General features: G+C 51.9%; 17 protein-coding genes. 6 read left to right on the top strand and 11 right to left on the bottom strand.

The window, feature by feature from the left end; all coding sequences use genetic code 11:
* The first annotated feature begins 32 nt into the window (after positions 1-32).
* Entirely contained in the window at positions 33-200 is a 168-nt protein-coding gene (gene rmf / locus SOM48_RS02900; RefSeq protein WP_023481470.1) for a ribosome modulation factor, read from the top strand.
* Between the two features lie 69 nt (positions 201-269).
* Here the strand turns inward: rmf and fabA are convergent, their stop codons facing one another.
* Complete coding sequence (gene fabA, locus SOM48_RS02895) at positions 270-788, bottom strand: bifunctional 3-hydroxydecanoyl-ACP dehydratase/trans-2-decenoyl-ACP isomerase (protein ID WP_023481591.1); 519 nt, start codon at positions 786-788, stop codon at positions 270-272.
* Between the two features lie 84 nt (positions 789-872).
* Complete coding sequence (locus SOM48_RS02890) at positions 873-2,618, bottom strand: Lon protease family protein (RefSeq protein ID WP_320511400.1); 1,746 nt, start codon at positions 2,616-2,618, stop codon at positions 873-875.
* A gap of 182 nt (positions 2,619-2,800) precedes the next feature.
* On the opposite strand from SOM48_RS02890, the gene matP reads away from it, so the two are divergent.
* Entirely contained in the window at positions 2,801-3,253 is a 453-nt protein-coding gene (matP, locus tag SOM48_RS02885; RefSeq protein WP_023481810.1) for a macrodomain Ter protein MatP, read from the top strand.
* An 86-nt stretch (positions 3,254-3,339) separates the two neighbouring features.
* Here the strand turns inward: matP and ompA are convergent, their stop codons facing one another.
* Positions 3,340-4,389 carry a porin OmpA gene (gene ompA / locus SOM48_RS02880; RefSeq protein WP_023481315.1) on the bottom strand — a complete coding sequence of 350 codons (1,050 nt, stop codon included), beginning with the start codon at positions 4,387-4,389 and terminating at the stop codon, positions 3,340-3,342.
* A 367-nt stretch (positions 4,390-4,756) separates the two neighbouring features.
* Positions 4,757-5,266 (bottom strand): SOS-induced cell division inhibitor SulA, encoded by a 510-nt coding sequence (gene sulA / locus SOM48_RS02875; protein ID WP_076769644.1) that lies wholly within the window; start codon positions 5,264-5,266, stop codon positions 4,757-4,759.
* Positions 5,267-5,482: 216 nt separating this feature from the next.
* On the opposite strand from sulA, the gene SOM48_RS02870 reads away from it, so the two are divergent.
* The gene (locus SOM48_RS02870; RefSeq protein WP_054803149.1) at positions 5,483-6,103 is read left to right on the top strand and encodes a TfoX/Sxy family DNA transformation protein; all 621 of its coding nucleotides are present in this window, start codon (positions 5,483-5,485) and stop codon (positions 6,101-6,103) included.
* Here the strand turns inward: SOM48_RS02870 and yccS are convergent.
* Both yccS and SOM48_RS02860 read right to left on the bottom strand, forming a co-directional pair.
* Complete coding sequence (yccS, locus tag SOM48_RS02865) at positions 6,100-8,226, bottom strand: YccS family putative transporter (RefSeq protein ID WP_076769645.1); 2,127 nt, start codon at positions 8,224-8,226, stop codon at positions 6,100-6,102. The genes SOM48_RS02870 and yccS overlap by 4 nt on opposite strands.
* 15 nt (positions 8,227-8,241) lie before the next feature.
* Entirely contained in the window at positions 8,242-8,688 is a 447-nt protein-coding gene (locus SOM48_RS02860; protein WP_320511399.1) for a YccF domain-containing protein, read from the bottom strand.
* 122 nt (positions 8,689-8,810) lie between these two features.
* Between SOM48_RS02860 and helD the strand changes: the two genes are divergently transcribed.
* Positions 8,811-10,865, top strand: a complete 2,055-nt coding sequence (gene helD / locus SOM48_RS02855; RefSeq protein WP_320511398.1) for a DNA helicase IV — start codon at positions 8,811-8,813, stop codon at positions 10,863-10,865.
* A 25-nt stretch (positions 10,866-10,890) separates the two neighbouring features.
* Here helD and mgsA read toward each other — a convergent pair whose 3' ends face one another.
* Positions 10,891-11,349: a methylglyoxal synthase gene (gene mgsA, locus SOM48_RS02850; protein ID WP_023481788.1), complete on the bottom strand. Its 459-nt coding sequence runs from the start codon at positions 11,347-11,349 to the stop codon at positions 10,891-10,893.
* Positions 11,350-11,485: 136 nt separating this feature from the next.
* Here mgsA and SOM48_RS02845 point away from each other — a divergent pair, with 136 nt between their 5' ends.
* Complete coding sequence (locus SOM48_RS02845; protein WP_023481329.1) at positions 11,486-11,899, top strand: CoA-binding protein; 414 nt, start codon at positions 11,486-11,488, stop codon at positions 11,897-11,899.
* 29 nt (positions 11,900-11,928) lie between these two features.
* Here the strand turns inward: SOM48_RS02845 and hspQ are convergent, their stop codons facing one another.
* Together hspQ and rlmI are read right to left on the bottom strand one after the other, a co-directional pair.
* Complete coding sequence (gene hspQ, locus SOM48_RS02840) at positions 11,929-12,246, bottom strand: heat shock protein HspQ (protein WP_023481608.1); 318 nt, start codon at positions 12,244-12,246, stop codon at positions 11,929-11,931.
* A 60-nt stretch (positions 12,247-12,306) separates the two neighbouring features.
* A complete protein-coding gene (gene rlmI, locus SOM48_RS02835) occupies positions 12,307-13,497 on the bottom strand; it encodes a 23S rRNA (cytosine(1962)-C(5))-methyltransferase RlmI (protein WP_288881295.1) in 1,191 nt (396 codons plus the stop codon).
* 91 nt (positions 13,498-13,588) lie between these two features.
* Between rlmI and yccX the strand changes: the two genes are divergently transcribed.
* On the top strand, positions 13,589-13,870 hold the full coding sequence (gene yccX, locus SOM48_RS02830; RefSeq protein WP_320511396.1) for an acylphosphatase: 282 nt from the start codon (positions 13,589-13,591) through the stop codon (positions 13,868-13,870).
* Here the strand turns inward: yccX and tusE are convergent.
* Positions 13,867-14,196: a sulfurtransferase TusE gene (gene tusE, locus SOM48_RS02825; protein ID WP_054803116.1), complete on the bottom strand. Its 330-nt coding sequence runs from the start codon at positions 14,194-14,196 to the stop codon at positions 13,867-13,869. The two genes, yccX and tusE, sit on opposite strands and share 4 nt — an antisense overlap.
* Positions 14,197-14,284: 88 nt before the next feature.
* The gene (gene yccA / locus SOM48_RS02820; RefSeq protein ID WP_320511395.1) at positions 14,285-14,944 is read right to left on the bottom strand and encodes an FtsH protease modulator YccA; all 660 of its coding nucleotides are present in this window, start codon (positions 14,942-14,944) and stop codon (positions 14,285-14,287) included.
* Positions 14,945-15,157 lie beyond the last annotated feature (213 nt).

Genomic DNA, 15,157 nt, shown 5'->3' with positions numbered 1-15,157 from the left:
TCCACCAGATAAAAGAATGAGGGAAACGAGGCATGAAGAGACAAAAACGCGATCGCCTGGAACGGGCACATCAACGTGGTTATCAGGCTGGTATTACGGGGCGCTCGAAAGAGATGTGTCCGTACCAAACCCTGAATCAAAGGTCCGAGTGGCTTGGAGGCTGGCGACAGGCCATGGAGGACAGGGCAGTGACTGCCTGATTCTGTCTCTTTAGAAAAAGAAACCTCCGCAATGCGGAGGTTTCGCGTTTTGGCAGGGTTACGCTGCTATCAGAAAGCAGAGGTATCCTGGAACAGACCGACCTTCAGATCGGATGCTGTGTAGATAAGACGATCGTCAACCAGCACTTCACCATCAGCCAGACCCATGATCAAACGACGGTTAACGATGCGTTTGAAATGAATGCGGTAGGTGACTTTTTTCGCTGTCGGCAGAACCTGACCGGTAAATTTCACTTCACCTACGCCAAGCGCACGGCCTTTGCCTTCGCCGCCCAGCCAGCCGAGGTAGAAACCAACCAGCTGCCACATGGCATCAAGACCGAGGCAGCCTGGCATAACCGGATCGCCGATGAAGTGGCAACCGAAGAACCACAGGTCCGGATTGATATCCAGTTCAGCTTCAACGTAGCCTTTATCGAAGTTACCGCCGGTCTCGGACATTTTGACCACACGGTCCATCATCAGCATATTCGGAGCCGGTAATTGCGGGCCTTTTTCGCCAAACAGTTCGCCGCGACCAGAGGCAAGAAGATCTTCTTTTGTATAGGATTCGCGTTTATCTACCATGTTCTTAATAAGCCTTATTTGTAATTTCGCACGCAGGATAGCTAACACGTGTACGCTGAACAAGTCCGATCAGTTAACAGTGAACTAGTTTAGCCAGCGTAACGGCCAGGGAAAGCGATGGCGAGCCTCTTGTTGGGTTGCCTGCGCGATACGTTCGAGAATGATTTGCTTGAGGTTAGTTTGCCCTTCAGCGTCCCATGCCAGACCCATCAATAAGGGTAGCGCATCTGTCACATCATCCACTGCCCAGATGGAAAATTGCTTCGCCTCAATGGCATCCAGCAACTCCTGGCGTAAACACAAATGCCGAACATTCGCCGAAGGAATGATGACCCCTTGCTCGCCGGTCAGTTCACGTTGCTGGCAGATGGCGAAAAAGCCTTCAATTTTTTCGTTTAAACCACCGACCGGCTGGCAACGACCAAACTGATCGACTGAGCCGGTGATAGCAAGGCGTTGATTGACCGGCACCTCTGCCAGGGCACTGATCAGCGCGCAAAGCTCAGCCATTGAAGCGCTGTCGCCATCCACTTCACTGTAAGACTGTTCAAAGGTGAGCGAGGCAGAGAAGGGTATTTGCTGTTCCAGATCCAGTTCCGACATCAGAAACGCCTGCATGATCATCATCCCTTTCGCATGGATGTTGCCACCGAGTTCCGCTTTGCGCTCAATGTCATTGAATTCACCGTCACCGATATGCACAACGCAGCTGATGCGCGAGGGTTCGCCAAACGCGCGCGGATGCCCAGGGAATTCAATCACGGAAAGGGCATTAACCTGGCCGATACGTTCCCCTTCGGTTTCGATAAGGATCTGCTCAAGCAGGATCTCATCCTGCATCCGCTCCGCAAGGAATCCTTCTCGCCACTCACGCTGAGCAAGCATGGTGGTCAGGGCATCGTTATCAAAGGTATCGTCAGCCGTTAATGCCGCAACTTCGCGCAGTTGGCGTGAAAGCCACAAAGGGCAGAGCGGTAATGTTTCTTGATCGCCGGTATAACGCACGGCTTCACGAATTAGCGTGGCCCAGGCATCTGCCGCCGGCGTCGGTAACTGTGTGGCGCTGGCCGTTTGTTCTACCCACTGATGCCATACGCGCAGTGTGTCGCTATCTGTAACCTGCAGGGTCTCTTCGTATTCGCTATAAATCGCCTGTGCAGCGAGTTCCGGCTCCATCTCCTGGAACTCTGCCAGCGAGTCGCGCTCGCCGACCAGCACAACTTTCAGATCCAGCGGCATAGACGGTACCGACACCGGAAGTGGGCGCGACTCGTCAAACGACACCCAGTCGAAACGGCGCTGCGTCACCATGGTTTTCAGACGCATCCAGAGTAATGGCTGAGCTAAAAGAGCACGCAACGAAATCAGTAATACGCCGCCGTTTGCCTGATGAACTAGGCCAGGCTGAAGGGTGATCTCTTGATTAAACTGACGCAGGCAACCGAACAGCTGCTCGGCTTCAACCCAGTCGGCAATCACAACCGGCTGCTTACCGACGAAATTACTCTCGGGATCGGTGGTGGGTTCGAAACGCACGATTGAGCCGGTAATATCGTACTGGCCGCCTGCAGGCGTGTGAGTGGCAGGCAGTAGCGAGGCGAGCGTTTCACCAATAAGGGTGAGATATTCGGCTTCTTCTGGCGCTTTTGTCAGTAAAAAGCGCGAGGTTGCGCGCGGGTAGAGCAGTTGCTCGAGCGCATAGTGCAATCGGGGCTGAGTATCAGCCAGTGAGAAGTCCGTTTCGCTCGCTAATGCGGACGATTCAAACACGTCCTGATAGCTGTCTGCATCAGGAACCAGGTCGTTCCATTCAAGTTTTGTAGTGGTCAAAGTCGTTATTTTAGTCAGCTGTAAAAGGCGGGATTATACCGTAAACGCTGGCGCATCACACAATGATTACAACTTTCAGCCAGCCTTACCCGGCAGATCGACTGTTCCTGGTGATTTCTTCTGAGCAGAGTCTTAAAAAACTGATATTCTGGACTCAGTTACGCGGTTACGTTGAGAGAGAAATGAAATATCAACAACTGGAAAATCTCGAAAGCGGCTGGAAATGGAAGTATCTGGTTAAAAAGCACCGTGAAGGGGAGTTGATCACCCGCTATGTGGAAGCCAGCGCGGCGAAAGAGGCCGTCGATAATTTATTGACCCTCGAAAATGAGCCCGTGCGTGTTAACGCCTGGATTGAGCAGCATATTAATCCGGCGTTGATCAACCGGATGAAGCAGACTATTCGTGCGCGTCGTAAGCGGCACTTTAATGCCGAGCATCAGCATACGCGTAAGAAATCAATCGACCTGGAGTTTGTTGTCTGGCAACGACTGGCGGGGCTGGCGCAACGCCGCGGAAAGACCCTTTCCGAAACGATTGTGCAATTGATTGAGGATGCTGAGCATAAAGAGAAGTATGCGTCGAAAATGTCGACAATAAAGCACGACTTGCAGGCGCTGCTTGGAAAAGAGTAGTCAACCGCCTTCCTGATTCTTCCCCTTTTCAAACGCTACATAATAAAAAACCCCGCGCAATGGCGGGGTTTTTTCTGACGGAGAACTTAAGCCTGCGGCTGAGTTACAACGTCTTTGATACCTTTAACTTCGATCTCAACGCGACGATCCGGACCCAGGCAATCGATCAGAGCAGCGCGTGCTTTCACGTTGTCACAGGTGTTGCCGGTAACTGGGTTAGATTCACCCATGCCACGTGCGGAGATTTTGTTAGCCGGGATACCTTTAGAAACCAGGTAATCAACAACGGACTGAGCACGTTTCTCAGACAGACCCTGGTTGTAAGAGTCAGAACCGATGCGGTCGGTGAAGCCCAGAACCACTACGGAACCGTCTTTCGGATCCAGGTTGCTCAGCTGGCTGTACAGCTGATCCAGCGCCTGCTGACCTTCCGGTTTCAGGGTAGCTTTGTTGAAGGTGAACAGAACGTCAGACTTCAGAGTGAAGTGCTTGGTCTGTACTTCCGGAGCCGGAGCCGGAGTCGGAGCAACTACCGGTGCGGAATCTTCCTGCTGACCGAAACGGTAAGAAACACCTAAGCTCAGCAGACCGTTGTCCGGACGACCACCAACGGTGTTCGCGTCACCAATGTTGTTAGTCCACTGGTATTCCAGACGGGTAGCGATATCACGGGTAACTGCCCACTCAACACCACCAGCGAAGACCGGAGAAACGCCGGTATCATGATCTTTGAAGCCCTGGTTGTTTTTAGCGTCTGCACGCCAAACCATACCACCCAGACGGGTATACAGGTCAACGTCATCAGCAATCGGGTAACCCAGTTTAGCGGTCAGCTGAACGCCCTGAGCTTTGAATGCGCCGTTTACATCGCTGCCTTTGTACGGCATGCGACCCAGCCAGTCATAGCCCATTTCAAAGCCAACGTACGGGTTAACCTGATAACCACCGAACGCACCAGCGCCTAACTGGCTCTCGTGAGTCGGGCCATTGTTAGGGATCTGGTTGTTACCAACATCGTGGAACTGAGACCAGCCCAGTTTAGCACCGGTGTACCAGGTGTTATCTTTCGGAGCGGCCTGCGCTACGGTAGCGAAGCCAGCCAGTGCCACTGCAATCGCGATAGCTGTCTTTTTCATTTTTTGCGCCTCGTTATCATCCAAAAATCGCCATGGAAATCTCGTCGAGAAGTCACGGTTAAATCCTTCACCGGGGGCATTGCTCACTGACAACTCTGCAGATATCTTTACCGATATCTTTGGCTTATGCCGAGCACCCCTGGCGATGTAAAGTCTACAACGTAGTTGGAAACTTACAAGTGTGAAGTCCGTCAGGCATATGAAAAAAAAGGCTTTGTGTACACAAAATTTAACATTTGTGCTCAGATATCGTTCATCATTGATGTATGGCAAACCACGCCGCACAAGCTTTGCGGCTCTATTTAGCTAATAAATAGGGGATACTGGAAGCTGCGAAAAATAATCCCAGGAAAACTCCTAAATTTACTCAATGATACAAATTTGAGTGAATTTTTATCCCGGAAAGCTGTCTCGCAGCGAGGGGATTGCGACGAATTGGACGCATAACAAAGCCAATCGCATTACCTTCTTCGGCTGCCGATGCCAGGCGGCGATGTTCATCTTCCGTCAACTCCTCAGTATGCCAGCCAATGACAACGCTGAAATTACCGGTCCGTAACGCCCGGATCATGGAGTCCAGCGTAACCCCGGGAGAGAGTTGATTAATCTGCATCACTTTGGTCAGCGGCAAGCCAGCAGACTGAACCCACTCACGGCTTAATTTCTGTTGCGGTGTTAACCACAGCTGCCAGCGCGACTGTTGACCAAGCTGCTGTAGCAGTGGCAGCAATAATAACTGAGTCATCATGGGCTGGTCTTCATGGTAAACCACTTCGCTAATCAGCCCGGTAGCGAGAGTATTCGATTCGCTCTGGTTCAATTTGTTAATCGCGGAAGCGGATGTTTTAGAACGATTTGCATAGCCTGAAGTGTGCATAAGCAATCCAGCCCTCTGAGTTACTGTATAAACATACAGTACCCGTTGAGTGTTTAAAGATCAACCTCAATTTCTGAAAGCATCTCGCATTTTTGTTTTGTGGATGCGGCTCAATACAAAATTTGCTTGCCGTCGCGCGCGCAGTTGCCTATGTTCCTGATTACTGGATCCGCTTACGGAAAAACGCATTACCAGGTGATTTATAAAGGAAAAATCATGGAAGACCTATCTTATCAACGGATATATCAATCGCGCGAATATCTCACTTCACTCGGACAAATTAGCCATCGCGCCCACTTTGGTGGTTATAGCCTTGCAGTGGATAACATCGTTTTTGCGATGATAGCCGAGGGGAAACTCTACTTACGCGCCTGTGATGAAAGCGCGCAGTATGACGTCGTCCGGCGTGCACCGCTTTTAAGTCTCAACAAGCGGGGGCGTCAGATATCGTTAAATTATTTTTATGTCAGCGACAATGTATGGGGTGACCGCGGCTTGCTGCTGAAGCTTTCTACACTTGCGCTTGATGCAGCACGGCGGGAGAAAACACAGCGCGAAAAACTTTTTCGCCTGCGCGATCTACCCAATCTTTCCAGTCAACTCGAGTTTCAATTGCAGCAGGCCGGCATCAAAGATGCGCAAATCCTGCGGCTACTTGGTGCGAAAGTTTGCTGGCTCAGACTTCGGAAAATGAATAAACAACTCAGTGTAAAAGTGTTATTTGCACTGGAAGGGGCCATCGTCGGCATTCATGAAGCAGCGCTTCCGGCAAGTCGTCGCCAGGCGCTGCTTGAGTGGTCTAATGATGTGATCAATAAAGGAGCTAACCCTCTCTAGACTATTTGGCTTTTTAAACGAGAAACTTCCGGCAATAACGCTATCAACAGGCCAACCTGTTGTAATACAAGCGGCTCTTTGCTGTCAGGGCGCGGATCCAGTTGCTTGATGCGCTGCGATAAATCAGCAAGCGCATCCTGCACCCGCCCCTGATCGGCAGGCGAATGGTGGAGGGCATCATCCACATAACACACCGCGTCATCCAGCAGACGCAATACTTCAGGTTGGGTTAATTGCTCGCGATGGGCCCCCAGCGCAGAAATGTAGCTTATAAAAGTCTGATTAAGGCACAGCAATCTGAACGCCACTTCACGGAGTTCAGGTGAGGTACCCGGTTCCGAAGACATATTCGATACTACCGAAGCCAGTTCGGCATCGCGGTTGTAAGCGTTACGCCTGGCGATGCGATAGGCAAGGCGATTATCACGTCCTTGATGATACTGCTCGAGGATCGCGTCAAGATAACGGCAGTTGGCGTTAAATGCCTTCTCCGTGACGCTCGCCAGGTTCCTGAAACGCCAGTCCGGCCAGATAAAGCTCACTGCCGCCCAAGCGATAGCGCAGCCAATCAATGTATCGATAATGCGTGGAATAGCGACTTCGAACCCTTCCCCGAGCAAGTTGAAACAGAGTAAAACCAGCAGCGTGATGAACATTGTGGCATGGGCATATTGCACCGTGCGGAATGAGAAAAAGAGCACGCCAGTAATAACAATCAGCAGCAACTGTCCCTCTTGCGAAGGAACAAAATAGAGTACCGGCAAACCGATAGCGACACCTATCAGCGTGCCGATGACGCGCAAGCTCAGACGATGGCGTGTGGCATTATAGTTTGGCTGGCAAACGAACAGGCTGGTTAACAGGATCCAGTAGCCATGTTGTAAACCGGTGAGATGGATAAAGGCGTAGCCGATACAGAGCACCACCGACATACGTACTGCATGGCGAAAGAGGGCAGATTCGGGTGTCACATTTTGGCGCAGGCGTAACCAGACGTCGTGTAAACCGTTCAGGCTGTCGTCTGCGAGCTGATTTTCTGTCTCGCCATGAGCCTGAGGATGAGGCTGTCCTGATTCAATGGCTGCCAGTTGCGCGTCGATCGCGCGTAGATTGTCGAGTAAAAAACCGAGCGCTTTGACATGTTCGGGAGTCGTTTCCCCGCTGTTTTTTATCCGCGCCAGCGCGGCGTCAAGGTGAAGGAATACCCGTTCAAATCGACCGTCATGCTGATAGGGCTCGCGCAGCAAAATCGCACGGGAGAGCTGCGCGCAGGCTTGAGACTGCATCGAAAGAAGACGTTGAAAGCGGAACATCACGTCGCTATAGCGAAAATGCTCGCGCAGGGTTTGATACTGAATATGCGATGAGCTCGCGCGTTCATGAATATCTTGTGCGGCAAAGTAGTAATGCAGCGCCTGACGCGTGCTTCGCTGCCCACGATCGCCCCGTAAACGGGTGAGCATCGTGCCCTTTGTCTGATTAAGCGTGGTAACCAGTTGGCTATTAGATAAGGCGAGTTCATATAAAGGTGCCTGGCTGGCTTCCTCAATATCAGGATCGAAAAGGCGTGATTTCAGCTCCAGATAGTGTGCTAGCTGCTCATAGCAGCGAGCCAGGTTGTCCTGCAGCGCGCGAATGGGGAATACAAGATGCCCGACCAACGTCAGGAGGTTGAACCATACGGCTCCAGCCAGCAACAGCAAAGGTTGCTGGTACCAGTGCTCGAAAAGCGACACGCCCAGCATGGTGTAAACGGCAATCAGCAGCGCACCAAAGGCAATAGTGGCATATCGTTGACCCAACCCTCCCAGCAAAATAAAGCCGATAGTGGAGCTGACCAGGCCAAGTGCGAACAGCCATGGCCAGGGGAATAGCAGCTCCACCGATGCCGAGGCGATAAAAAAGGAGACCAGCGTAATGACCAGGTTTTTTAACCGCCCGGTAAGACGGTCATCGAGGTCGGCCAGCGCAGCAGCAACCACGCCAAGGGTTAATGGAATGGTCAGTTTAACTTCGCCAAGGTGCCACGGTAATGCAGCGGTGCCGCAAAGGGCGATAAAGATCCTGACGTTATACAGCCAGGCGCTGTTCCATGTGTAACGACGAAGCAAGGGGCTCAACATAGGGCAGGGATCCGATTACTGAAAACGACGACGTGCGTTGGCTTCACGTGCAGCGCGTGCCGTTTCAACGGAAACAACACGACGGCCCACCGGCCACAACGCGATAGCGGCGATTTTAAAATTCGCCACGCCAACCGGGATGCCAATAATTGTCAGGCATTGAGCCACGCCGGCAATAATATGCATCACGCAAAGCCACCAGCCGAACAGGATAAACCAGATAACATTCAGTAAGGTTCCCCCTGCGTTCAGCAGACCATTCCTGGCGTCTGGAGAGAGTTCATCGACGTGGACCGCCTCATTTCCCCACGGAATAAGGGATAGCTTAGTGATCTCCCAGCATGAGCGCGTGAGCGGAAGGGTCACGATTAACAACACGCTAACAATGGTTGCCACCAGCCAGCCCAGTGTTGTGGCAAAACCACCGAGGACAAAATTCAGGATATTCAAAATGGTACGCATAAAGCCTCAGTTGAGTTCCGGGTATTGATCGTTCCGGCAATTGTAACGATTTTTTGGACTGGAGCACCAATTCTCTGACAGGTAAACTGGCAATAATTGTCACAAGCTGAGATCACCAAGAGATGGAACTGAAAGCGACTTCCCTGGGAAAACGCCTGGCACAGCACCCGTACGATCGCGCGACCATCCTGCATGCAGGTATAAAAGTAGCGGGCGACCGCCATGAATACCTCATTCCCTTTAATCAATTATTGGCGATTGAGTGTAAGCGGGGCATGGTTTGGGGAGAGATGGAGTTTCAGCTGGCTGATAACAAAGTGGTGCGTCTGCATGGCACCGAGTGGAGTGACACACAGCGTTTTTACCACCTTCTGAATGAGCGCTGGCGCACCTGGAGCGCGGAGATGAGCGAGGTGGCAGCTGAACTCCTGTCGGGTCAGTTAGCGCTTATCTCTGAACGTATCGAGCCGTCCAGATGGTTGACGCGTAACCAGTTGACCGGCGTACAGCTTCAGTTGCAGGAGGCTTTCGCTGCGCTTCCGATACCCACCAGTCGCCTGTCGGAGTTTGATAATTGTCGCACGCCCTGGCAACAGTGCCAGGCATGGCTACAGGATGTTGAAGGGCGTCGGGCAGAGCATAATCAAGCCTTTACCGAATCGATGCTGAAGCAGTATGCGACCTTTTTTGAACAAGTTGAAAGCTCGCCTCTAAATCCGGCGCAAGCGAGGGCAGTGGTCAATGGTGAGCACTCTCTTCTGGTATTGGCTGGCGCTGGCAGCGGTAAAACTTCCGTGCTGGTGGCGCGTGCCGGTTGGCTACTGACACGCGGTGAGGCCTCTGCCGATCAAATTCTTCTGCTCGCCTTTGGCCGTAAAGCAGCGCAGGAGATGGATGAGCGTATTCGCGAGCGGCTGCATACCGATGAGATCACTGCACGGACTTTTCATGCGCTGGCGCTGTACATCATTCAGCAAGGCAGCAAGAAAGTGCCTGCATTAAGCGAGCTGGAAAACAATACTGCCGCACGTCTGACGCTCTTAACCCAAACCTGGGTGCAGCAGTGCAGCGAGAAAAAAGCGCAGGCAAAAGGGTGGCGTCAGTGGCTGGAAGAGGAGCTGAGCTGGCACCTTCCTGAAGGGAATTATTGGGATGACGAGACGTTGCAGCGGCGCGTTGCACCACGTTTGGATCGCTGGATAAGTTTGATGCGCATGCATGGCGGTGCTCAGGCAGAAATGATTGCCAGCGCACCGGATGAGATACGCGACCTCTTTGCCAAACGCATCAAATTGATGGCGCCATTGCTGAAAGCATGGAAGAGCGCGCTTAAGGAAGATAACGCCGTCGACTTTTCGGGGCTTATTCATCAGGCCATCAACGTGCTGGAAAAAGGACGCTTTATCAGCCCGTGGAAGCATATTCTGGTGGATGAGTTCCAGGACATTTCACCCCAGCGCGCTGCGCTACTGGCGGCGTTACGCAAACAAAATACGCAAACAACACTTTTTGCAGTCGGCGATGACTGGCAAGCCATATACCGCTTCAGCGGCGCGGAACTTTCGCTTACCACCGCTTTTCATCACTATTTTGGTGAAGGCGATCTCTGCGCCCTTGATACAACTTATCGCTTTAATTCACGCATCGGTGAAGTGGCGAACCGCTTTATTCAGCAAAACCCCTCGCAGCTTGCCAAGCCGCTTAACAGCTTGCTGGCAGGTGATAAAAAATCCGTAACGCTGCTGGCAGAAGATCAACTCGATGCGCTGCTTGATAAGCTAAGCGGTTTCGCGAAGCCTGAGGAGCGCATCCTGGTATTGGCCCGTTATCATCACGCCAGGCCAAAAAGCCTGGACAAAGCGGCAACGCGATGGCCGAAACTGCAGCTGGATTTTATGACGGTTCATGCCAGTAAAGGACAGCAGGCCGACTATGTCATTATTGTTGGGCTAAAAGAGGGGCAAGACGGGTTTCCTGCGCCAGCGCGGGAATCGATTATGGAACAGGCGCTTTTGCCTGAGGAAGAGGACTTTCCTGACGCGGAGGAGCGTCGTCTGCTCTATGTTGCACTGACGCGAGCACGTAAGCGCGTTTGGTTGCTGTTCAACAAGGATGAACCTTCACGCTTTGTTGAAATACTCAAATCGCTGGATGTGCCCGTTGCCAGAAAGCCCTGAACTCAGGCGGCGGTGCCGCCTGAAGTTACTTTAACCGCTCAGCCAGATAGCGCTGATAATCTGGAATCAAAATATCAACGCTGTGATTAAATTGCGGGGATTCGATAATAAAATCGGCGGTTGAAAGGTTGGTTGCCACAGGAATATTCCATACCGTTGCCAGGCGAAGCAGGGCTTTTACATCAGGATCGTGAGGGACGGCATTTAGCGGATCCCAGAAGAAAATGAGTACGTCGATTTTACCTTCCGAGATGAGCGCGCCGACCTGCTGATCGCCACCCATCGGGCCGCTCAGCATAGCATTCACTTCCAGCCCGGTTGCGCGTTGAATCAAATTACCGGTAGTGCCGGTTGCATAGAGTTGATGTGCTGCCAGCACGGGCTGGTGCCGCTCAACCCATTTCATTAACAACTGCTTGCAGTGATCGTGCGCGACAAGGGCGATATTCTTGCGTACGGGTAGCGTGCGAGTGGTTGATTCCATGATCTATTTCCGTCAGTGATGTTTGCTACAGATTACTGGAAGCACTTGATGCTGCAAGAGAAGCGCATAAAAAAAACAGAAAATGGTTGAGTTACCCCGATTGATTTACACTTTGTGAAATCAAGCGGAGGAAATGATGAAAGAGAACGATATTGCCGAGATTTTACGCGCTACGCACACCATCGCTCTGGTTGGCGCAAGCGACAAACCCGATCGTCCCAGCTACCGCGTCATGAAGTACCTGTTAGATCAGGGCTATCATGTGATCCCAGTCTCACCAAAAGTGGCGGGAACGACGCTGTTGGGTCAGCAGGGGTATGCGACGCTGGCAGAGGTGCCAGAAAAAATTGATATGGTGGATGTGTTCCGCAACTCCGAGGCCGCATGGGACGTCGCGCAAGAGGCGATTGCCGTGGGGGCGAAAACGTTATGGATGCAACTGGGCGTGATTAACGAACAGGCTGCTGTGCTGGCGCAGGAAGCGGGGTTGAACGTAGTGATGGATCGCTGCCCGGCGATTGAAATCCCGCGCCTGGGTTTGGCGAAATAAAAAAATACCCCGCTGGTTGCGGGGTACGATCAGTTTCGCAGTCTTGGAGCCTGCAGCTGGCGCCGAATGGTCCGCGCCAGTTCATCCATTGAGGGCTGTTCGGGGTGCTCATCCGTTATTTCGCTGGTGAGCTGCGCTTCGGCCAGATAAGTGTGAACAGGTTGACCGTCGTCATCTTCCATCACTACGTGGTACCAGGGCAGTATGCGTAACTCGTCATTGACTGCCAGCTCATCTGCTGACGGCTCATCAAGCGAGTACTCTGGGTCGATATCGACCACTACGCCAAGATACCCCAGCAGTGAGTGGCGAACCTGCTGACCGATACCGAATTTGCTGGCTATCATTGTCACCTCCCGGGAACCTTTGATAACCCCAAATATGGGGGCGCGGCTCCAGATTTCAACTTACATGACGCGACAGGCAAACCCTTTCAGATAAAGCCCTTCCGGGTAGGTTGCGATCACCGGGTGATCGGCGGCCTGACGGAACTGGTCTATAAATTGTATATCACGCCCGGCATCTAAGGCGGCATCAGCGATGATTTTCTGAAATAAATCGGTGGTCATCAAACCTGAGCAGGAGAAGGTCAGCAGCACGCCGCCGGGATTGAGCAACTGAATAGCCAGCATGTTGATATCTTTGTAGCCGCGGCACGCACCCATTAGCTGGCTTTTGTTTTCAACGAATTTTGGCGGATCCATCACTATCACATCGAAGGTTTCGCCCTGATCGCGATATTTACGCAGCAGTTTGAACACATCATCGCGTACAAACTCCGCTTTGCTCAGATCGAGCTTATTCAGGGTAATGTTCTGCTTCGCAACGTCCAGCGCTTCCTGAGAGGTATCGACGCTCACGACCTCACGACAGCCGCCCATCAGTGCGGAGACGGCAAAGCCGCCAGTGTAAGAGAAGCAGTTAAGTACGCGTTTGTCAGCTACATAGCGACGTGTCGCCAGTCGGCTGTCGCGTTGGTCAAGGTAATAACCTGTCTTATGCCCACCCTGAATATCAACAAACAGCTTCATGCCGTTCTCTTCGATAGGCAGCAGCGGCGGAGGAAGCTCGCCTGACACCGGGCCTTGTGTTAACTCCAGTCCCTCTTTTTTTCGCACCGCGACATCACTGCGATCGTAAATAGCGCATTCCGGATAGAGCGTTTGTAGTGCAGAAAGGAGTGCCGGACGCTGATATTCCGCTCCGGCGCTCAAAAGTTGCAGCACCAAAAAATTGCCGAAACGGTCAATCGTTACACCGGGTAAGCCGTCAGACTCGCCCGCAATAAGACGATAGCTGTCCAGACCATCACGCCCGGCGAGCCAGTTACGCCACTGCTGCGCTTGCTGTAAACGGCGGATAAAGAAGTCGATATCAACGCTTTCGTCTTTATCAAATGTCCAGACGCGCGCGCGGATTTGTGAAGCGGGAGAGAGCGCTCCGCGGGCCAGCCATTTACCCTGATGATCGACGATATCCACGGTTTCTCCGAGGCTGGCTTTGCCTTCCATTCGCGCTACGGCGCCGGAAAACACCCAGGGATGACGACGCAACAATGACTTCTCGCGTCCTTTGGCTAACACTAAACGTACACTCATATTTGGCTATTCTGTCGGCTGAAGAAAATGGGCGCTATTGTCACGGGTTCGCCGGGTAAATGCAACGCGCCCGCATTGATGGAGATAAGATATGGCTCAAGCTTGCACAATCGCCTGGGTACACGGCAGCGTACAAGGTGTTGGATTTCGCTACACCACGCAACACGAAGCGCAGCGTCTGGGATTAGTCGGATATGCGCGAAATCTGGATGATGGCAGTGTTGAGGTGGTTGCCTGCGGTGAGGCTGAGAATGTCAACAAACTGATTGAGTGGTTAAAAGCGGGTGGGCCGCGTAGCGCGCGGGTTGATAAGGTTTTGACCGAGCCTCATCAACCCGACAAAGCGTGGAGCGATTTTGGGATCCGCTACTAGATGCACTTAACCGGTTTAGGCAGGCCTGCAATTTTCGTGGCCTGTTTAGCCGGTCCTTTTGGAAAGAGGCGATAGAGATAGCGGCTGTTGCCTTTCTCTTCGCCATATTTATTGGCCATTGCCTTTACCAGCATGCGAATCGCAGGTGAAGTATTGAACTCCAGATAAAAGCCACGCACGAAACGCACCACTTCCCAATGTTCAGGGGAGAGAGAAATACTCTCTTTCTCTGCGATCGCCTCTGCCAGAGCCTCGCTCCACAGCGAAGTCTCTTTTAAATAACCTTCGCTATCTGTTTCGATTTCTTTACCTTCAAAGATCAACATAGTTTCCACAACGGCTGTTTATGACGGCGGGAGTGTAACAAAAAACAAAGCCCCGCATAAGCGGGGCCTGATGGAGAAGGGATTGGCGTTAGTCTCTGCTGGCGAAACCGAGAATGCTCAGCAGGCTGACAAAGATGTTGTAGAGCGAAACATAGAGACTCACGGTCGCACGGATATAATTCGTTTCGCCACCATGAATAATATTGCTGGTTTCATACAAAATCGCACCGGTAGAGATCAGAATAAATACTGCGCTGATTGCCAGATGCAGGGCAGGAAGCTGAAGGAAAATATTCGCAACCATACCGATTAGCACAACCACGATACCGGCCATCAGCATACCGCCCAGGAAAGACATATCCTTGCGTGTAGTCAGCACATAGGCTGAGCAGCAGAAAAATACCAGTGCGGTACCGCCAAGCGCCAGCGCAATGACGTCACCCATCCCGGCAGACAAATACGCGTTCAGCATTGGGCCGAGGATGTACCCAAGGAAGCCGGTAAAAGCAAATGCTGCCAGAATACCGCTTGGCTTATTCGCCAGTTTATAGGTTAAGAACATCAAACCATACATACCCACCAGAGTCAGAATAAGACCCGGTGAAGGGAGCATCAGAACGGTGCTTGCTGTTGCGGTAATCGCAGAAAAAGCCAGTGTCAGACTGAGCAGAAAATAGGTATTACGAAGAACTTTGTGCGTACTCAGCAGGGATGTGCGGTCACGCGAAGAAGTAAGTAGACGATCCATAAGCCACTCTCTTATGACAGATGTAATTAGAAGTGGAGTCTAGGAAAGTCTTGCGTGCTGTAAAAGGCGTTTTACCCATCTTTACTCATCGCAGCGGCTGCTGATACCTGTTTTATCGATTAAAAAGGTGACCAGAAGATTCTGGGAGCAAATGTGATGCAGACCCATATTTATCTCTTATATCGCTCGAAATGTTTTGCCGTCTAATCTTTA

Source organism: Kosakonia sp. CFBP8986, from assembly GCF_034044935.1.
Lineage (GTDB): Bacteria > Pseudomonadota > Gammaproteobacteria > Enterobacterales > Enterobacteriaceae > Kosakonia > Kosakonia cowanii.
Note: the sequence above shows the minus strand (reverse complement) of the source record. Positions and strands in the feature narration are given on the sequence as shown.